The sequence below is a fragment of the Vibrio bathopelagicus genome (assembly GCF_014879975.1).
Classification (GTDB): Bacteria; Pseudomonadota; Gammaproteobacteria; order Enterobacterales; family Vibrionaceae; genus Vibrio; species Vibrio bathopelagicus.
This window is the reverse complement of record NZ_CP062501.1, coordinates 1,634,764-1,655,476: the sequence shown is the minus strand read 5'-3', so window position 1 is coordinate 1,655,476 and position 20,713 is coordinate 1,634,764. Positions and strand designations below refer to the sequence as shown.

Below are 20,713 nucleotides of genomic sequence, written 5' to 3'. Positions count from 1 at the left end.
TTCATGCACAGAAGATATTCGTTCAAGTAGCTCTGTGCAAGATAAGATTCTTATATACATCAGAGGTTCTAATTTTCATTTTTTTATAACTCTTGGTTCTATATTACTGAGTGATAAGCAGTATATTTACTGCATTAATTGAACGGTGTTTTTTAATAGAATCGGGCATTTCTATAACCGAGTAAACACTGTGAAAAGTTTAAGGACGTTACTGTCTATTTCAGTATCGATGTTGACCGTTTTTCATCCGATTACACACGCTAGTATCTCTCCAATGTTTGTTTATGCACAATCTCCGATTCATTCAAATGTGCTTTCAACCCAACTCCGTTCTGCTGAACCCAAAAGAGCCGGTAGTGTTGAGTTCAAATCGTCTTATACACAGGCGAGCATATGGGCGCACACTAGTGCTTATGCGCTCGACTACTACCAAAACCAATCAAATATTGCTGTTCAGTGGCAAGCGTCTCCTGTCTGGAAAACTGAGCTTGATTATCGTGTCGTCACAGCGAAAGATAACGGCTTGGACAGCTTTGTGATGGGGTTTCATGATCTGTTTGGTATTGGGCAGAATGGTCGTGATGAAGTAGCTGATGATCAGTTCACCATGGACTTTTATGATGCTGGCGTTCATTTGTCTGATTTTGAGGGGGATGATTTAACCAATGCGCTGACTTTTTACAATGAGTTGTTGCTGTATTCTCGGGGGCTAATGTCGCTCTCTGCTGGTGGTTCGCTGTTTTACAATAATGTTAGAGATGGACAATTTGAAAGGACCAGTTTTGAGCAAGGCGTTCAACTCAACTACAGCTACATTACAGTAAGACACAGTATTTTCTCCACGATTGGACTCGTGCATCGAAACAGCGATGGTGATCTAGTTAGCCATGAGAACCTAAGCCTTGAAAACCTAAGTACAAGTTGGGCGATAGGATATGAGTATCGGTTGAATCAGCGCCACAGTTTTCTTATTGAATCTCTCAATTACCAAGGGTGGGCGAGCAACGATCCAGACTTTTCTGAACCCTCTAACGAAGTGGTTGTAGGCTATCGTTACCGTCTGTATCAACTCGCGATTGAAGCTCTGATGATAGAAAACATCCGTAACATGGACAACAGTACCGACATCGGTTTTACGCTCGGTTTGCGTTTCTCAATATAAAAGCGATATCAACATATCATTATTTAATTAAATTCATCCCGGCTATAAAATTTCAGTAATTTTACGGTATATCAATAACTGGAATTTTTGAACAATAGCGCCACTCCAAAAGGCCGGACTAACAAGGCCGAATCAATATATAGGTAGTGGTAATCATGAAAAAAACATTAGTAGCACTTGCGATTGCAAGCATTTCAACTTCAGCATTCGCTGTAAACACAAGCAGCCAAAATAGCCAGAATGAAGAGATGTTTGCTTTTGATTCTATGCACAAAGATCAATTCTCAGTAGCAGGTTCTTTCGGTGTTGGTGGTTACTACGACACGGGCTCTAAAGCATTTTACGATGATTGGGCGACTGGCCTAACGCTTGCGGTAAGTTACCGTAACAACCGTTTTGTTGGTTACTTCGAAACTGACATGATGGTGAACTACACGACAGACAACAACGTTTCAGCAAATGACGCAGCAACAGCTGGTTGGACAAACGGTATCGATACTGGCCCTGCGACAGACGTAGATAAAGCGTGGCTTGGTTTTGATACTGGTTACGGTATCGCTTCATTCGGTTGGGAAAACGATACTGCACTAGATAAAGTTGATGGCGCAGGTGATAACACTTATGAGTTCGGTGCTTCTGCTGGTGACGCTTCTGATGCGTTCAATGTGGTTAAATTCCAGGGTGCAACCAATGGTATCGCTTACGGTATTTCTTACTTTGAAACAGGTGACGATCATAATGACGCCGATAAAGGCATCAACGGCTACATCGGTTTAGAGCAAGAAGTATTCAATGTATACGCTGGTTATGAAGCTCGTGATGACGATGCTAATTACGAAGTTTACACAGTGGCAGGTAACGTGAAAGTTGGCGCTCTTAAGCTAGGTTTAAACTCTTGGATTGAAGAGAGTGATTCAGCTAAAAATACAGGTTACTACCTGTCTGGTGGTTACACGCTATCTGAAGACCTAACAATTGCAGCTGGTTACGCATCTAGCAATAATGAACTTGATGGCCAAGCGGATGTAGATGCTTCTTACATCAACATCGCAGCTATGTACCGTATTGCTGACAATGCTGATATGGGCATCGATATCAAACAAGACATTGAAGGCGCACGCATTGGTACAACAGGCGCACAGTACGACGAAGAAACACACGTATTCGCAGCTGCTTACTACTACTTCTAATAGCTTAAGCTTCTAGGACATTTGATGGTAATGGTGTAATAGCTTGCCCGGTCGTTACACCATGTTCTCTTCTTTTTGCAGTGTAAGCATCCACATATCGGCATGTGGTATGTCACTCAAGTGCTACGAGTGGAATTATTATCTGGAGAAATGTAATGATTAAAAGCATTACAGCCAAGGGTGTTATTTATGGAAATGATACCCTGTTTACGTGTAAACCGAATCGTAATGGATTATTTGAATTGGCGCGTAAACATGGAAGAGTCGCAGGTACTCGCCCACAAGATCTCAAGAATAAGGTTTATGCTGAATCTCTTGATGAAGCTTGGAATTTACTCAAAACAGAGAATTTTTATATTGTTTTGACGGGGCAAGTATTTGGCATACATCGAAAATCATTGCGAAGTGTTGATTCTGTTGATGTTGAGTTTAATTGTGAAACTCGCTCGGCATGTGTCACGGCATAGATCCAAAGCTGAATACAAAAAGGACGATAACTTATCGTCCTTTTTTTCGTTTTAGTTTTGAACTTAATCTTTGTTACAGAGGCTCAAACACAATCTATCGACTGTTATTATAGACTATTGTTATCGACCGTATTGCCCAACAATAAAGTGCTCAAACTCATCACACATCTGATGGTTTGATTTATCATTATTCGCCAACTCGGTTGCCCCATCAACGATCGATATCTTCGCATTCAAATCAGCGATTTGTGTACGTTCTCGAGAAGCCAGTTGTTTGATTTTTCTTTCTTCAATCGCCCATGCTTGTTCTGGTGATAAATTACATTCATCCGCAAGGTATTTGGCATTGAAGCCTTCCCCCGTCAGGCTTTCTATTGTTCCGTTATGGTTCACGCTATTGCCTTTATGCCAATAGTGTTTCGCCAATAAAGGCCCGATCTCTGGGTTATCCGTTAAGTACCCAAACTTGTCGGTGAAATAAGCACGTGTTTGATACACCGCCATGTGAGCCAATAGGTAACCTTGATATGAACAAGATGCTTCATCCGACAGTAGATGTGGGATCGCCATCAGTGGGCGAGGGCTGCAAGCCAATCCAAGAATTGCCTTTTCACTCCTACGTGCAAGTGCCGTGATCTTTTCAGGTGTTAGGTCTTCATCGGCCAGTTCGTAAAGTGCACGCTCAAAATAAGGGACCACAAGAATGCTGCGTTCTTGATAGGCTCTAAACGGTTGTTTGTTATCAATAATCGCTTTAATCAATTCGTCTGGCACAGGTTGGCCTTCTGAATTAAGCGCGTACTGTTTTAACCAATCGGCGTCGTTCAACAAGCTGTCACAGAACATCGACTGAGTTTCAGCGTAGGCCATCGAGGTTGGTGCAAACTCTTGAGAGAAACAAGGCGCGTTCATTTTCACATTGGCAAAATGCGCCGCGTGCCCACCTTCGTGAAACAGAGTGTTAATCCCATCATAACCACTGCCTACTTGATCGGGTTTAGCGTTGCTTGTGAAGTTGACTTGAGCTGCAACCCAAGTGCCTTGGTCGTAGAAAGAAGGGATCGGCCCATGACAGAAGCCATTAGGGTATTTTCCTTTACGATCAAGTAAATCCAATTTCAACGTGGCTTGAGAGTATTCGATGTTTAGGCGACCAAAAGATTCTATCCAGCGTCTCAGTGATTTTGAGAAGGGGACATAAGGGTCTAAGTCATTCATAACGTCACCAGCAAAAGAGTAGGTGAAGTTATGAGCTTGCAGTGCACTTTCACCTTTCTGCTCAGCTAAGTTCGTTAGACTTTGTTGATGGCTATCGCGCGTGCGCGCATCGAAGTCGTCCAGGATCGTAAACAGTTGCTCTGTTGTCATCTGTTCGGTTTTAACTACTGAGTAATCAAAAAAGGTTTTGAAACCAAGTGACTGAGCAAATTGGTTACGCTTTTTGATGAGTTCAATGAAGCCATTTGCCAGTAACCACTGTTCTAAATCGAGCAATGTTTGGTGTGCAGAAAGCCTTACCTTTTCATTACTATTGGTTCTAACTGTTGAGCCTAGAACAGGCAAAGAGCCTTCTGTTTCTTCACCCATCTCATTGACGTAAGTCATTACGTGATTTTGTTTTTTCTCAAACAGCTCTGCTTCGAATTTGATTAGGCCGGCTTTCAGTTTCTGAGATTGTTGTGATTCAATCGCGTGAGATTTAAAGGTCGCTAACCAGCCATTTAGTCCAGTCAATGTGCTCTCTTTTTCTTCAGCGTCTCGAATTTCGTCAATGGCAGAAATGTGCTTTTCGATAGTGGCTATCTGTTCAGCCGCGCTAAGAAATTCGGTCCACTGAGTTTGCGCTTGTGTTGACCCATTATGGTCGTCACTTATCCCCATGTAAGTATCCCAAAAGAAGTCTTCTTTTGCTTTATGAGTCGCAAGATACTTTTGATTTAATTCGTTGAGATAGTTCGTAGCAGTCATGAGATTCCTTGAAAATAACGCTTGAATTTCAAGATTATGACACATTCACAGGATGTATTTTGTGACATTACATATAACGGAATGTAAGTCACAGGATATCGGTTTACATTACGGCGTATGAGTGTTAATTAATTAACTGTTAATGATTTGTTTTTTGCTAGTATTATTTAGAAAATATTCGCTGATTTTTTCGCATTTTATTGAGTAAATTGATGTTCTCAATGTCAGCGTTTTTGTAAGGAAGAGGTTTAGGATGGATCCTATTTTATATATCGAAGTTGGTGGCGTTGTATGGCAGGTGCTTGCAGATGGTACTTGGCTTCAAGTGCCCGCATCACAACCCAAAGTTGAAGGTGTGCAAGTTGTAAGCATTGAACCTCAAAATTTGGATCAGACTCAACCTCTCACTGAGCTGCAAATAGCCGCTGTTGAACAACAGTTGGAAGAGGTGGTCACTCAACTCGTCAATAACATCGAAAGCGCACCTCAACAACAGAATTCTCCCAACGATCAGCCTAGTTCCAGCGCTTCTTTTATTGCTTATGTCCGCTCCACATTAGACGAAACCCTCGCTGATGCGGGCTTTGATACTCGTCCCACAGAATATGAAGAAGAAGACACCATTTCAAACGATGGCAACCTAGATGCGCTTTTACCTAGCGCAGAGTTGACCGTCGACATACTCGATGGCGGCGATGGTTACGAAAATCAATTTGAAGTGCCTTCTGTCACCATCACTGGTACAGCCATTGACGTTCGAGATGGGCGTACCGTTGTTATTACCATCACCGATGTTAACGGCAACACAGTAACTACCACCGCGATCACAACTAACGAAACCTATGTTGTAAACGGTGTCGACCTTACTTCGCTAGCTGAAGGCGATCTCCAAGTTGATGCGATCATTGCCGATGACTTTGGTAATAGTATCACTGCTAACGATTCCACAATCAAAGATACGCTAGCGACAATTGATGTCGACTTTGATGGCTTTGGTGATGAGTTTTATAACCAGTTTGAAGTTGCGAGTGGTGCTCTAGTAGGCACCGTTGAAAATGTAGAAGATGGCCAGATCATAACGATCGTTATTACTGATAGCCAAGGTGTAGCTCAGGAATACACAACCACCGTTTCAGGCGGGGCATGGACACTCGTCTCTCAAGATTATTCTAACTTTGCTGAAGGTGAACTTACCGTCGTCGCTAACACCATCGATATTGCCGGAAATCCTACGTCAGCTACTGATACCATTGTTAAGGATACGTTGGCGAGTATTACAGCGAGTGTTGATGATGGAGGGGATGGCGTTCTCAACAGTTTCGAAATTCAATCCGCCAAATTCTTCGGCACTGTTCAAAATGTTGAAGATGGCCAAACGGTCAACATCCGTATTTCAGACAGTACTACCAATGTTATTGTGCTGACGGCAACGGTTGTGAATGGCGCTTGGTCTGTGGAAGGCGTGGATTTAACGAGTTTTGCTGATGGTAGTATGACCATCGAGGCTGACACTATTGATGTCGCTGGGAACCCGGCTACTGCGGTAAATAGTGCAGGGGTAATTGTTATTGATACTGTTTCGCCTGTTATTGATATTGATACGCTAGATGGTTTTAGCATTTTAGCCTTTCGTAGTGGCCAACTTACAACCATGCAGGGTACAACCAATGTTGCAGAAGGTTTACCGGTTTACATTGAAGTAAGTGACGGGACTCAGACACTAATCTTTGAGGGCGTAGTTGATTCCGCGGGTAATTGGCAGGTGGAGAACATTGACATCTCTGCATTGGATTCGTCGGCAGAATGGACGATCGACGCAAAAGTTTTCAATACAGTCGGCAACGAAGCCATTGATGACATGCCGACGATTATTCTTCCTGAATCCGTTGTGTTTTCGGAAAACATTATCGGTATTTTTGGGGACGAAACGCAAACTTCTGACATTCGTATTGATTTTGCAGACTTCTCGTTTAGCGCAGATCAAACTATAGCTGAATCGCTAACTTCTCAAAGCTTGTCGATAACGATTACCATATCAGGTGACAAACAAAGCCTAACCGGAACGCGAAGTGATGGCGAAATTGTATTCGATGCTGCTATATCTGGCAGCAACGTAAATATTAACTTCTATAAGGCGATTGACCAAGAGGCTGGATTAGATTCAATTCAGACTGCTCTAGTGATTGAAGGTTTACAAACGGATGCGGACGGTACTACTGAGCTCGTTATAGGTCATCTACCTATTGTCATCAAAGATTCGGAGCCGTTAATTTTCGATGAGTCTTATGATGTGATAGAAGGTGAGGTCACGTCAGGAAATGTACTAAATAACGATATCGATCTTGATACTCAGCTAACCATAAAAAGTGTCGAGGTCGATGGTACGACACAAACAATATCCGGTAGCACCCCTGTTTCATTTACTTTGGATGAAGGGGTTTTAACTGTTTTTTCAAATGGTCACTGGACGTTTGTCGCCAACAGAAATTTGGATCACACCGTAGCTCAAAACATCACTTTTAACTATGTCGCAGGCGATAGCAGTAATGACTTCGGAAATGGCACTGCAGTCATCGATATTTTTGATGGTGACGCAGGGTTAGTGGTTGATGGGACAACGACCAGCTCTGAAGGTGATGTGTCTGATGGAGTCCAAACTGTAGTCGGTCAGTTTACCGTTTCCGCTGGCTCTGATAATCCAGATCCCGCTTCTATTGTATTTAATACTAATACTTTGGTGCAGTTAGACGCCTTAGGCTTGACGACTGGAGATGAAGAGTACCTTATAAGCTACACGTTAGCGAATGATGGTAAAACGATTACCGCGCAAGCAAATGGTGAAACGATATTCACGCTAACGTTGAGTGCAGCTGCTAGCGGCATTGATGTTCTAGCGGATGTCACCCTAGTGTTAGAACAGCCTATAAACCACCTGTTCAGCAACGACTCCATCACCCTACCACTTATTATTGATGGGGAAGATTTAGATGGTACTTCTTTAGAGCAAGGGCAGTTTGATTGGATTATCCAGGATGGAGTCGATCCGGTATTAACTTCGATTAGCAATGCTAGTTTAGAGGAATCAGATCTGGTTCACGGCAGTGTTTCTGATACAGGCACTTTCAACCTCAACGTCGGGAGTGACTTTGTCGAGTCCGTATTTTTCGATGTTGGAGATCAGCCGCAGTTATTTAGTGGGGGCGTGCAGATCATCTATGTGGTCTCTGCGGACGGAAATGAACTGACTGGTTATGTTGGCTCTGAAAGTGCTGAAAATAAAGCGTTCACCTTGAGTTTTACCTCTCCTTTAGGCGAGGCTGATACTGATGTTACTTACACTTTTGAACTCTTTAAGGGGCTGGACCAAGATAACGTTACAGACGAACTTCCATTTGTTGTTACCGCCAGAGATGATGACAACGATGAAACCAAATTAACCTTGAATGTATCAGTGACTGATGGCGGCGAGCCAACGATTGGTTCTGGAACGGTTGAACTGAGTGAAATTCCTGTTGCTGATAGCACGCCGTCGGGAGTTGGCTCAACAGCAAACGTGACCTTGGCAGTTACCGCTGGTAATGACCCTCTGGTTTTCTTAGGTTTGGATGTGACCACGGGCCAAGCTGTTCTTGATAGCGATGGTGCAGCGGTAACCAGCAATGGTGAAGCGCTGACTTGGCGCGATAACGGCAATGGTACTTTTGATGCTGTTCTTGGTAATGGTGATGCTGTCTTCAAAATCAAATTACCAGATGACTTTAGTCTTGAGGCCAATGGTTCAACAAACGTTGACGTAGTTATTGAGCTGTATAAGTCCATTGATCATGGCTCAGGTTCTAAAGACACCGAACTGACAATTCCAGCTTCTATCGTCACCATTGACTCCGATGGCTCGAGAGACACGCAAGAGTCTGACATTAAAATCTATGATGGCAAAAATCCTGAAATATCGATAATTGGAAGCATCTCAGTTGATGAGGATGGCTTGCTAGGAGATGGCCAGCAAGTTGGATCAGAGGATAGTAGTCCTTCTTTAGGTATTATTGAGGGCTCTGATGATGTTGTTTCTGTCACGGTAAACACCACTGCTTTTGATGCACTTAGTTACACCAGTGCCGGAAAAGCGATCTCCTTGCAGGCTGTTGACTCCGATGGTTGGTATTACGGGCAAGACTCTGATGGCAACAACGTGTTTAGGACCCGTTTTAATACTGACGGAACAACTGAGTTTGATCTCTATGCGCCACTTGATCACGCATATGGAAATAATGGAGAAAACAACTTAGCTCTGAATTTCGAGTTGGTGGTTAACGATGCGGATGGAGACAGCTCTGATCCTGCCATCTATTCGGTCAACGTGACTGACGCAGTTCCAACTGCGCGAAGTGGTTCTATTGAGTTAGTTGAGGGAGATGATCTGAATGGTCAATTCCTCGCTGAAGAGTTTACAGGCGCAGACGGCGCGGAAATCATTAGTTTCACATATCGAAATGTCACGCATACCTTTGACAACGCAGGCACGCCAATCACGATCGACCTGATTAATGATTATGATGGTGGGTCAATTTACGGCCAGTTTACGCTTTCACCTGATGGTAGCTATCAACTAACCACGAATCCAAATGTGACGACTAATCCTGCTGATCCTAAGATCGTCGATGACATTGATTATTTAGTGCGAGATGCCGACGGCGATGAAGTAGTAAGTAACGCAGAGCTCATACTGGATGATAACGAAGGCTTTATTCGTTATGAAGATTCTGAAACTACAGAAGATAACAACGCGATTATCGTTGTGAGCGTTTCTACTGGAGATATCGACCAAAGCGAAACCGTTACGGCTATCGAATTCTCAGAAGCTTCTTTGCAAGGCGGTAGCCTGTATTTAGATGGCGTATTGCTTCAAGTGGTTGATGGCAAGGTAACGCTTTCAGGCAATCAGTTAACGGCGATTGACAGTCAGTTTACTGGCCCGAATGGACAGTTAACCTATCGTCCAGCTCTTCATGAATCTAATACCACGTCGACGGTTATTTTGGCGATTAACGCCATCATTAGTACTGATACGGTACCAAAAGAACTCACGGCCGATATTGCGGTTTCTGTTTTGCCTGTTGCAGATGCTCCCGATTGGTCTGATTCGGTATTTACTTATCAATCTGTTGAAGATGACGCTGACCCTATCAAGCTTGATATCACTGCTCAACTCGTTGACCAAGATTCGTCCGAAGCACTGACCTATACGATTAGTGGCATTCCAGATGGTCTGAATATCACCTTGAACGGAAACGCGGTTAAAGAAGGCAAAGAGTACACCCAAACCCAAATCGACAAAATGGAAATCAGAGCTGATGAAAACCTTGCGGGTCGATTCGAGTTTGAGATTACTGCGATTGCAACCGAAGCGGGAAACACCTTCGCTGACCCCGATGATAAAACGGCCGATATTGTTAATACCGTAGTTGTCGAGATTTCACCGGATGCTGATACTCCACATGTATCGGTTAAGGACTACAAAGGCCTAGAAGATGAAACCATCTTCCTCAAGAACGTGATTGATGGATCGCTAACTGATATCGATGGTTCTGAATCCTTAAGCTACCAAATCGAAGTGCAAGATGGTTGGTCTATCCAAGGCGGATTGTTTGACCTAATTGGCCCTAACACTTATTTAGTATCTGCGGAGGCCATCGAGAATGGTGTGGCTTATCTGCTACCAAAAGAAGACATCAGCTCGTTTACCGAAGACCTGTTTATTAAGGTTACGGCGGTGGCGACTGAATCGCCCGTTGATTCATTAGATCCAATTAACGTAACCGCGCTTAGCGATACCAAAACCATCAATATTTTCCTCAAAGGTGTGGTAGATGAGCCTATTGTTGTGGATGGCGGCAATGCGCACTGGGAGTATGACAGTGATACCAAAGTCATCAGCAACCAATCTGTTCTCAATGAAGATGGTTTGATTCGTCTCGATTTCGTTGTCCAAACCTCAGATGACGATGTTTCAGAAGAGATCAATATACTCCTGACCAATATTCCTGACGGCACCTTGCTGGTGGATTCATTCGGTGAGCCTGTGTCGCTAACCATCGCCTACATTGACGATGTAACAGGGCCAGTATTCCAGGTTTCTAATACCCAACTTAATGATTTGTATCTCAAGCCCATTACTGATTTTAGTGGCGAGCTAGAGCTAACTGTTATTGCTATCTCGACAGAGCCTGATGGTGATTCGGGCGAATTCCCGATGACGTTGAAAGTAGAGTTATCACCGATTGTCGATCAAGAAGATGGCCAAACGGTGAGTACTCAAGGTATTGAAGACAGCCAAATTGGATTGAATCTTGAGCCATCTGTGAATCAAGATGTTGATGGAAGTGAGTCTTTAACGGGTTATGTGATTGACGGTCTTCCTGCTGATCTGACTCTTTATTTCGATGGCAGTGTTATTGCTGTGCCGGTTTCAGGGTTAGATTTAGAAAGTTTATTAGACTCTACGACGCCAACACTGTCCGATCTTTTAAGTAGCGGAAGACTGTCAGTCACCGCCACTGAAGATTTGAGCGGTACATTTTCGATCCCAATTACCTATGAAATTACCGATACATCACCGACAGGCGCGACTGATGTAAAAGATATCTCCGGATCGATTAGTGTCACCGTTGATGCGAGGGTCGAGTCAGATACTCGTTTGGAAAGTTCTGGTCAGCTATACACCAGTAATGACGGTTCTCCGGTAAACGTGTCAGATGCGGTGACTTTTGTTGACGCTGATATGGATGGTTCAGAATACTTAGATTACATCTTGATCGATGTACCTGATGGTTATTCGCTAATTATCGATCACCCGAACGGAGCTGCTCAAGATATTTCAGGAAACTGGATTATCTCTGCGAACGGTCTTACGAGTGACTCTATCCAAGAGTTGGCGCAAGAAATCTTGAATGGTATGACGATATCTAGCCCAAGTGACACACCTGTTTTAGATATAGTGGTACGTGCTCGTGTGATTGATGGTGAAGATTCGAAGTATATTGATACCTCATTCCAAATTCAGATCACTGGTCATGATGGTGGTGGAGGTTCTTGTGATCCCGTTGGTCCGCCTAGCCCAATCCAACCAGATGGAGATATTAAGACACCTGAAGGGGAAGATATTGATCTAACAGGACTATTGAATACCGATGTCGCAAGTGACCCTGATAATACGATTTCTTTCTATATTCCTGCTGACTCTCTTCCTGAAGGTGTAGAGATTTCAGGGGATGGAGTTATTACGGAATACGATGCTTCAGGCGAAGTAGTTGGTTACTCGATTACTGCCGATGGTCTCTCGAAACTCACGCTAACTGGGTTAGACGAAGACTTTGCGGGGTGTCTTGATTTCACGATAGAGACCATTGAAACCTCACCGTGTAATGGGGACACCGTTACTACAGAGCAAACCATTAGTATTCAAGTGTTGCCTGTTGTGGACGAGATTACCGTCGCTACGGATTCGACAACAATTCAAGAAGATATTACGACAGATCTTAACCTTGAGTTAGTTCTTGGTGATAGCGTTGAGGATGGTCAGTTAATCACTGGCGAGGGCAATAGCGCTACCGGTAAAGAAACCATTAACTCTCTCACGATAACGGTATCAAACGGCGGGACGCTATCTGAAAGCCCTTCGGATACAGGTTTGTTGGTCGACAACGGTAACGGTTCGTGGACGGTAACCGACCCTAGCCGATTGAATGATGTGCTGGTGACACCACCAGAACATTACAGCGGCGAAATTACATTAACGGTAACGGCCAATATTACCGATGAAGCGGATTGCGTTACTGAAACAGATACTCAAGATAAAACGACAGTAGTGACGATCACTGTCGAGCCTGTTGCCGACGCTGCAAACTTAGTGACAGAGAATATTGTTGGAGATGAAGACAACTACATTTCACTGTCATCGCTTAGCGCTGAACTGATTGACCAAGATGGTTCTGAAAACATGTCTTTGGCATTGAAAGGGGTGCCAGAAGGAGCTGTTGTTGCGATAAAGGTTGGCGATAGCTACCAATTGGTACCAAATAATGGTGTCGATGGTGGTACCTTTAACGGAAATCCTACCTATGAATGGCAATTGGATCCTAGTCAGCTTGCCAACCTAGTCATCCTACCGCCGAGAGATTTCAGTGGTGACATGGATCTTGTGCTTGAGGCGATCACTCAGGAAATTGGCACGACAGATATTCGTTATACTGAATCTGAGTTTACCGTCGGTGTTAATCCTATCGGTGATAAAGTTGAGTTCTTTGATTTACCTGAACAGCTGACTGGCAGTGAGGACGAAGGCATTGTTATTCCACTTGATGCCAACAGTTTTGAGACTAACAGCGATGAATTCTTGTTAATTACTGTCACGGTAAATGGGACTTCGGATCCGTCAGGTTTAATTGGCCTAGATAGAATTCGTATTGGCTCTGAAACCGCGCAGTTTATCTCTAATGGTGTTGGCGGTGTTCACGCAACGATTCTTGTCACTGCTAGTTCAGTTGATGAGCTTGAATTCTTTGCTGGCGACGCGTGGGGTAATCTCGATATTACGATCACTGGTCAAACCGTCGATCAAAATACGGTGCTTGGTAACTTGGTAACAGATACTGGTGACCCAAGCTCACAAGATATGACCTTGGTTATTACACCAGAGCCTGATGCTCCGTTATTGAGCGTTGAATACGCTTCTATTGTGGCAGAAGCAAGCGGCACGATACCCCTCGGTTTAGATCTTGCTCTGGTAAACCCTGCCGATTCAGAAGTGGGCTTCATTACTATTTATGATATTCCCGCAGGTTTGACGTTCTCACACGGTTCTATGGTTGATGGTCAATACGTTGTGGATCTTGCGGATGTACCTAATTTAGCCATTACTGGCGGCTACGATGGCGTTGATCCATTTGAACCGTCTGCTGAGATAGGCAACAACCAAGCCGTAGGGCTACCTCAAACGGTATCTGTTGAGTTTGTGGCTAGTGGTGACTCTACTATTACCGCAACAGACGACAACGATCTGTTGATTGGTGGTGAAGGCTCTGACAGTTTTGTATTTGAATCTTCTGGTCTAGGTAGTGCTGATGCTCCAAGTTACGATGTAATTCAAGATTTTGACGCATCTCCAGACACTGACGCGATTGACCTGACTAGCATTTTAGGTAGTTTAAATATTAGTACTGGGGTACAAGCTCGAAATTACTTAGATCTTGAAGAGTCGGGCGAAGGTGTGACCATTTCTATTAAGCCTAATGGCGATGAAGACGTTCAACAAAACATCTTGCTGGCTGATGTCACGTACGATGATCTGTATCAAGGCGACAGTAGCAGTGCATTAGAAGCACAAATTTTACAAAAAATGATAGAAGACAATAATTTAACGCTGTAAGTTAGATGTACAGTCTATAAAAGGAAGTTTAGATTGGTAGAACAAAAAGACAGCTGGCTAGGTTGTGTTGAGTGGCTATGTGAGCATTTTAATGTTCGCAGCCATCCTTCCAAAATAGTGTCTGGCCTACCTTTAGATGAAGGCAGGCTCAATGAATCCCTTTTTCCAAGAGCTATTGAGAAATCGGGGTTAACTCTGAGCCACGTGAAAAAAGAATTACTGACTCAATGTCAGTTCCCCGTTGTTGCTGTTAATTCTGCGACAGGGACTCCTCTTGTCGTCACTCAAGGTTCCGGTGACCACTTTCAAGTAATGGATTGCGAAACCAATTCCAGCCAAGAAAAATCGTTAAAAGACTTGGTAACTAAAGTGGAATCGTATGTGTGGCAGGTAGGTGCTCAAGCTCTTGATGATGCGCGTGTTCAATCCCATGAACGTAGCGAGAATAAATCCAACACCCGTTGGTTATGGCGTGTCGTCAAAGAAGTGAAACCTTGGTATCGAGACCTGTTTATCGCTTCATTCTTGATCAACTTGCTCGCTCTAGTCGTGCCTCTTTTTACCATGAATGTTTATGACCGTGTGGTGCCAAACCAAGCGTTTAACACGCTTTGGGTTCTGGCGGCAGGCGTTGGTATTGTTGTTATTTTTGATTGGGTATTGAGAAGCTCACGAAGTTCTGTGACTGACATGGCTGGGCGCTATATTGATAACAAGTTGTCTTCTCAACTGTTCTCTAAAGTCCTTGGTATGAAGTTGGAAAACCGACCTCAATCGGTGGGTGCATTTGCCAGACAGCTTCAAGATTTCGATAGCGTGAAAGATTTCTTCACCTCCATCTCTTTAGTCACTTTAGTCGATCTACCATTTACCTTGCTGTTCCTGTTCCTTATAGGTTGGCTCGGTGGTGCAATGATGTTTATCCCAGTCGCAATTATGCTGGTATTGATTGTGCTGAGCATTGCGATGAAAGGTAAAATCGAGAAAACATTCGATGAAACGGCACGTTTGTCGACACAAAGACAAGCACAACTGTTTGATTGCTTAACAACCCTTCCGGATATCAAGCAAAACAATGCTGAGGGTATTACTCAGAAACGTTGGGAACAGACTATATCGTCGCTATCTCAATGGCAGACTCAATCTCGTCATTATTCTAATATCGTGACGCATTCCATTCAGTCGAGTCAGCAGATCGTCACCATCACTCTCATTATCTTTGGCGTGTATCAGATCTCTGAAGGCTTGCTGAGTATGGGGGGCCTGATAGCTGTAGTGATGTTGAGTGGGCGTGCCGCGAGCTCGGTGAATCAACTTTCTCTTCTAATGTTGAGATTCCAGCAAACGCGTTCAGCCGTTGAAGGTCTGAATCAAATTATGGAATTACCTCAAGAAGAGTCTAAACACCAAGTGATAGACAAGGGCGACTTTGATGGTGGGGTAAGATTAGACGAAGTTACGTTCACCTACCCAGAGACTCAAAGCCCAGTATTAAAGGACATTTCATTCGAGATAAAACCCGGTGAGCGGGTTGGCCTTATTGGAGCCGCAGGCGCAGGCAAAACCACACTACTATCGATTGTCGCTCGCCAATATTTGCCAACAACAGGGCAAGCCTTCTACCAAGATATTGATGCACAGTTATGGCCAACTAGCGTGTTGCGCAGTGGCATGGGTTGGGTAGGACAAACTACCAATCTTATCTTCGGAAGTGTTTACGACAACGTCACGCTTGGGGCGACTAACGTTGATGAAGAAAAGCTAAGACAAGCGCTCCAACAGTCGGGTTTGAACGGTTACATGGGACGCTTGAGTAATGGCCTTGAAACACCTGTCGGTGAAGGTGGTCGGTTGCTTTCTGGAGGTCAACGACAAGCCGTGGCTATCGCAAGGGCGCTTTATCGCTGTCCAAAATTACTGATCATGGATGAACCAACCAGCGCACTAGATAATCAAGCTGAGATTCAGTTCTTCAATGCACTACAAAGTATGCCGCGAGAAACTTCAATGCTGATCAGTTCGCATAAATCGTCGTTCTTGATGATGTGCGATCGCGTGATTGTTCTAGACAAAGGCCAGATAGTGGCTGAGGGTGAGCCTAAAGATATCCTCTCTCTACAGAAGAAAAGTGTACCCAAAGGAGCAAGCCGTTTTAAGACGGTTTCAGTGGTGAAGGGAGGTCGTCATGAGTAATGATATTCAATGGACCAACAACCACTTGGCATTCCGTTCTCGCAAGCTGATTTGGCTGAGTGCGTTATTGATTGTGTCTATCATCGGTTGGGCGACCTGGGCAACATTAGAAGAAGTCGTGATCGGTGAGGGCAAAGTCGTTCCTAGCCTTTCGGTACAAACCATTCAGAGCTTAGAAGGCGGGCTTGTTCAAGAGATCATGGTGCGACAAGGTCAATCTGTTGTGAAAGGACAGCCTCTGGCTAAGCTCGAAGACACACGCTTTAAAGCGGCTTTTTTAGAGTCGGCTCAACAGGCGGATACCTTACTTGCTCAACAATTGAGATTAAAGGCTGAACTGTCGACAGTGGTTTTGAATAATGATGCGAAACAGTGGTATGAACGAGTGGTTTTAGTGCCGCAAGATATTGTCATCGATGTATCGAGTCATCCGGCATTAATGAACGCCAAAGCCAACTATCGAGAACGTTTAGGTCAGTTGAAATCTGAACTGGAAGAAGCGGCACTTCGCATTGAGCAACAAGACCAAGCGCGTGTCGATACGCTCAATAATATTCAGACTTTAGAAAGCAGCCTCGATATCGTTATTCGAGAGCGCAATATGTTGAAAGATGTGGTTGCCAGCGGTGCGGTTGCAGAAGTTGAGCTACTTAAACTGAACCGTGATGTGGTCAAGCTGAAAGGCGATATTGCCAGCTCAAAAGTGGCGGCTCAGAAACAGATTGCCGCTTACTCAGAGTCGATAGCGGATCACCGAAGCATCGCGTTAGATTTTCGTGCCAAAGTACAAGGTCAGTTAAACGAAGTGGCCAGTAAAATAGCGCAATTGAATGAAAGCCAACAGGCGATCGCTGACCAACTGAAACGAACTCAAATCTTAGCGCCTGTTGACGGCACGGTAAAAGAGATATTCGTTCGTACTATTGGCGGTGTTGTTCGTCCCGGCGAGCCGATTATTGAGATCATTCCATCAAACAGTGATCTGATTGTTGAAGCGAGGATCTCTCCGCAAGATATAGCGTTTGTTCACAAAGGGTTAGGCGCCACCGTTAAATTCACTGCGTATGACTTTGTTATCTATGGTGGCCTGAAAGGTAAAGTCACTTATGTCAGTGCCGATGCCTTACAAACGGAAGACGGTAATGCCTATTATCGCGCCCATATTCAGTTAAACGAAGACCAGCAACAAAACTCTGCCTTTAGCATTATCCCAGGGATGCAAGTCGCGGTTGATATATTGACCGGAGAAAAAACAGTATTGAGTTATTGGTTAAAACCTATTTTACGAGCTAAGGAAAACTCACTTCGCGAACGATGAAGTGGGTTAAAGCATAAATATAAAAGGAAGTGTAATGCATTCAAAATTCTTACTCTCTTCTTGCTTACTAGTGAGTGGGCTGTCTCAAGCAGCTTCATTAGAAGAGTCCGTGGCCTTTGCCATCGACTATAGCCCAGAGATATTGGCGCAGTACTCCCGATACCAATCGGTGGTCAGAGACGGAGACGCTGCGGGTGGTTTGTATATGCCACAAGTCAATTTGTACGCGGCGGCAGGTTATGAAGAGACGCGCTATAACAGCGGCAGTAAACTCGACACTGATGACCGTGGGCTAACACGAACCGAGATTGGCGTTAAAGTCTCTCAGTTACTATTTGATGGTTTTAAAACGACGTCGAATGTCGACCGACTGACGTTCGAAGCTGAAGCAGAACGATTAACCCTGATTTCACGTGCTGAAAATGTCTCGTTAGATGTGGTGAGAAACTATCTCGATATTCTTAAGGCAGAAACGTTACTTGAACTGTCTAAGCGTAACGTAAAAGAACACCAAGAGATTTATCAAGATATTCAAGATAAGAAGAGCAAAGGCTTAAGTAGTAACTCGGATCTGGCTCAGATCTCTGCGCGTGTTGCGACGGCGCAATCTTCATTAATCGCTGCTCAGAATAACCTGTTTGATTTACAAACTCAGTACCTACGCTTAGTAGGCAAGCCTGCTGTGAACTTGGTTTATCCACGTTTTGATTATGCTCTGTTACCAAGCTCAGCACAGGTCGCGCTTGAACAGGCTGTCGAAAATCACCCTGAAATCCAAGCTTCTTTGCTTGATATCGATGCTGCTCGTAAAGAGATGCGCCGCGAGAAAGGGGATTACTATCCAGAGCTAAAACTCGAGCTTCATGCCAACAAGAATGACAACGTGTCTAACCCTCCGGGTGGTGTTGATGAAGATGCTCGTATCATGTTGACCATGGATTACGACTTGTTTAATGGCTTCTCTACCGACTCTAGAGTGGAATCATCTGCGTGGAGAGTGGAAGAAGCAAGAGCAATCAGATTAAGAACGGAGCGTGAGGTTAAAGAGGGCACTCAGCTCGCTTGGAATGCTTACAAGATGCTTGAACAACAAAAGTTTCTTCTTCAACAGAACGTGGATGCAGCAAAAATTGCAGAGCTGGGTTATATCCAACAATTTAATGTTGGCAGACGAAGCTTGCTGGATGTGCTTGATGCAAAAGTGGAAGTGTTCTTAGCTCGAAGAAACTTTATCAGCACTGAATACGATCAAACGTTAGCGGCATACCGCGTATTGAACGCGATGGGCATGTTGACTTACGCATTAAGGGTTGAACACCCAGAAGAATGGCAAGGGGAGAACAAGTAATGAGACATTTTAAACTAGCGCTACTTAGTTCTATCTTGCTGATGGGGTGTGCAGAAACGCCTGATACGACGATGACTCGTCATCAAATTGATGATCTCGCGGATGATGACCGTGACGGTGTGATTAACCAACGAGACCTTTGTGCTGATACCCCAGAAGGCGTGACGGTAGACATTAAAGGGTGTGCAAACTGGAAAATTGTCGAAGACGTTGAAGTCTTAAGCGTGGCATTTGATTTCGATAAATATGTGCTTAAACCAGAACACACACCTGTTCTCAATGAGTTAGTGCGTTTACTGGGTGAGCAACCAGACGCCTCCGTTACCTTAGTGGGGGACACAAGTTCAGAAGGTACTAACGTTTATAACAAAGCACTGGCCAAGAAAAGGACTGGAGTGATTCGAGACGCTCTGATTGACAGAGGTATCGATGGGGAGCGAATCTTCGAACAAGAATTTACTCAGATAACCAGCTTAACTCAGCACCTTCACAAGCGTAAGCGTAGAACCATTGCAGTGTTAAAAACAGAGAGCATGGAAGTGAATCCATCTTGGAATATCTTTACCTCAGAGATGCAGCTCGACAGTAACAGTGATGTTGAATCTAAGACATCGATTGACCCAGTAGGAGGCCAGTAATGAAACGTCTATCTAATAAATCGGGCTTACTGCTTGCCGCTGTACCTGCGTTTTTTTCTGTATCAACGTTAGCAAATGACGCCAGCGATATTGGTTTGGTCGCGATTGAGCCTAATATGCAAGGGCTTGTTGAAGATCTGCTTAAGAGCCAAGAGATCGATCTAGAAATTTTACTGAGTGACAGTGTCCCAGAGCAGATGATCATGCAACGCTCACGTGTTGGTATTACTTCCAAAAAGTGGACTGACAAAGAGATGGCTAGGTTCGACATGCGTTACGGCTACAGGCCGACTGAGCTGATGTTTACCGCAGACGTAATAGCTATTCTGGCGAATGAAAATAACCCAGCCACATCTATCACTGTTGCTGAACTTATCGATGTGTTTGGTTGCTCTAGCGACCCTAAGCACCCGAAATGGACGCCAAGTAGCGACACTCGTGATGGAGAAAGCCTAGATACCCACATGTTGCCTTTCGCTATCGACCACAACCTGCAAGGTCATACTACCTTTTCAAGTTGGATCGAGTGTGGAGTTGACGGGGAATATGCGAATACTCAGTTTCTAGCAGATTTGCCTGACCTAATTAATAAGATTGAGGACGAAGATGCCGCCATTGGTTACACCGTTTACTCGGATAAAATCTCTGATGTGAAATGGCTGAGCGTGGTCGATAATCTAGGGGTGAACTATGACCTAAACAAGGAAACGATTCTCTCAGGTCGTTACCCATTGGCAACGGTTTACTATATGTACCTGAATATTCCAGCGCATCGCAAAGGCTTTACCGAACAAGAGAAGTTCTTTGTTGGGCTTACTCTGTCGGAAGAGCATCAAGGCGTGTTGAACCAATACGGTTTCATCAGTTTGCCGCCAGAAGCTATTCAACGAAATAAAGTAAGACTATCACTTGAAGAGCCTGCAATAGAAGGTGGCTATAAATAATCAGCACGCCATGCTGTAGGTTGATTGGCGGAATGATATTGTTAGTTCCGTAATGGTTCTC

At 44.2% G+C, this 20,713-nt stretch carries 10 protein-coding genes; 9 read left to right on the top strand and 1 reads right to left on the bottom strand.

The genetic code is table 11. The features are described 5' to 3' along the window. The first annotated feature begins 229 nt into the window (after positions 1-229). The 3 genes from IHV80_RS23605 (at position 230) to IHV80_RS23595 (ending at position 2,819) form a co-directional block, all read left to right on the top strand. Entirely contained in the window at positions 230-1,162 is a 933-nt protein-coding gene (locus IHV80_RS23605; protein WP_264158492.1) for a DUF3187 family protein, read from the top strand. A 155-nt stretch (positions 1,163-1,317) separates the two neighbouring features. Then, positions 1,318-2,352: a porin gene (locus IHV80_RS23600; protein WP_192891220.1), complete on the top strand. Its 1,035-nt coding sequence runs from the start codon at positions 1,318-1,320 to the stop codon at positions 2,350-2,352. Between the two features lie 155 nt (positions 2,353-2,507). Then, positions 2,508-2,819 (top strand): hypothetical protein, encoded by a 312-nt coding sequence (locus IHV80_RS23595; RefSeq protein ID WP_192891219.1) that lies wholly within the window; start codon positions 2,508-2,510, stop codon positions 2,817-2,819. A 120-nt stretch (positions 2,820-2,939) separates the two neighbouring features. Here the strand turns inward: IHV80_RS23595 and IHV80_RS23590 are convergent, their stop codons facing one another. Continuing rightward, a complete protein-coding gene (locus IHV80_RS23590) occupies positions 2,940-4,787 on the bottom strand; it encodes a M3 family metallopeptidase (protein WP_192891218.1) in 1,848 nt (615 codons plus the stop codon). Positions 4,788-5,040: 253 nt separating this feature from the next. Between IHV80_RS23590 and IHV80_RS23585 the strand changes: the two genes are divergently transcribed. The 6 genes from IHV80_RS23585 to IHV80_RS23560 are packed head-to-tail and all read left to right on the top strand — an operon-like array spanning position 5,041 to position 20,652. Continuing rightward, positions 5,041-14,211 (top strand): T1SS-143 repeat domain-containing protein, encoded by a 9,171-nt coding sequence (locus IHV80_RS23585; RefSeq protein WP_192891217.1) that lies wholly within the window; start codon positions 5,041-5,043, stop codon positions 14,209-14,211. A gap of 33 nt (positions 14,212-14,244) precedes the next feature. Further along, on the top strand, positions 14,245-16,404 hold the full coding sequence (locus IHV80_RS23580; protein ID WP_192891216.1) for a type I secretion system permease/ATPase: 2,160 nt from the start codon (positions 14,245-14,247) through the stop codon (positions 16,402-16,404). Beyond that, positions 16,397-17,722 carry an HlyD family type I secretion periplasmic adaptor subunit gene (locus IHV80_RS23575; protein WP_192891215.1) on the top strand — a complete coding sequence of 442 codons (1,326 nt, stop codon included), beginning with the start codon at positions 16,397-16,399 and terminating at the stop codon, positions 17,720-17,722. The genes IHV80_RS23580 and IHV80_RS23575 overlap by 8 nt, the downstream gene beginning before the upstream one ends. Before the next feature lie 34 nt (positions 17,723-17,756). Beyond that, positions 17,757-19,070 carry a TolC family outer membrane protein gene (locus tag IHV80_RS23570; protein WP_192891214.1) on the top strand — a complete coding sequence of 438 codons (1,314 nt, stop codon included), beginning with the start codon at positions 17,757-17,759 and terminating at the stop codon, positions 19,068-19,070. Then, entirely contained in the window at positions 19,070-19,708 is a 639-nt protein-coding gene (locus IHV80_RS23565) for an OmpA family protein (RefSeq protein ID WP_192891213.1), read from the top strand. The genes IHV80_RS23570 and IHV80_RS23565 overlap by 1 nt, the downstream gene beginning before the upstream one ends. Beyond that, the gene (locus IHV80_RS23560; RefSeq protein WP_192891212.1) at positions 19,708-20,652 is read left to right on the top strand and encodes a PstS family phosphate ABC transporter substrate-binding protein; all 945 of its coding nucleotides are present in this window, start codon (positions 19,708-19,710) and stop codon (positions 20,650-20,652) included. The genes IHV80_RS23565 and IHV80_RS23560 overlap by 1 nt, the downstream gene beginning before the upstream one ends. The last annotated feature ends 61 nt before the right edge of the window (positions 20,653-20,713 follow it).

Excerpts from the sequence above, each read along its gene's own strand:
- IHV80_RS23590 (WP_192891218.1), bottom strand. The coding sequence starts at position 4,787 with ATGACTGCTACGAACTATCTCAACGAATTAAATCAAAAGTATCTTGCG.
- IHV80_RS23595 (WP_192891219.1), top strand. The coding sequence starts at position 2,508 with ATGATTAAAAGCATTACAGCCAAGGGTGTTATTTATGGAAATGATACC.
- IHV80_RS23585 (WP_192891217.1), top strand. The coding sequence starts at position 5,041 with ATGGATCCTATTTTATATATCGAAGTTGGTGGCGTTGTATGGCAGGTG.
- IHV80_RS23575 (WP_192891215.1), top strand. The coding sequence starts at position 16,397 with ATGAGTAATGATATTCAATGGACCAACAACCACTTGGCATTCCGTTCT.
- IHV80_RS23600 (WP_192891220.1), top strand. The coding sequence starts at position 1,318 with ATGAAAAAAACATTAGTAGCACTTGCGATTGCAAGCATTTCAACTTCA.
- IHV80_RS23565 (WP_192891213.1), top strand. The coding sequence starts at position 19,070 with ATGAGACATTTTAAACTAGCGCTACTTAGTTCTATCTTGCTGATGGGG.
- IHV80_RS23560 (WP_192891212.1), top strand. The coding sequence starts at position 19,708 with ATGAAACGTCTATCTAATAAATCGGGCTTACTGCTTGCCGCTGTACCT.
- IHV80_RS23570 (WP_192891214.1), top strand. The coding sequence starts at position 17,757 with ATGCATTCAAAATTCTTACTCTCTTCTTGCTTACTAGTGAGTGGGCTG.
- IHV80_RS23605 (WP_264158492.1), top strand. The coding sequence starts at position 230 with ATGTTGACCGTTTTTCATCCGATTACACACGCTAGTATCTCTCCAATG.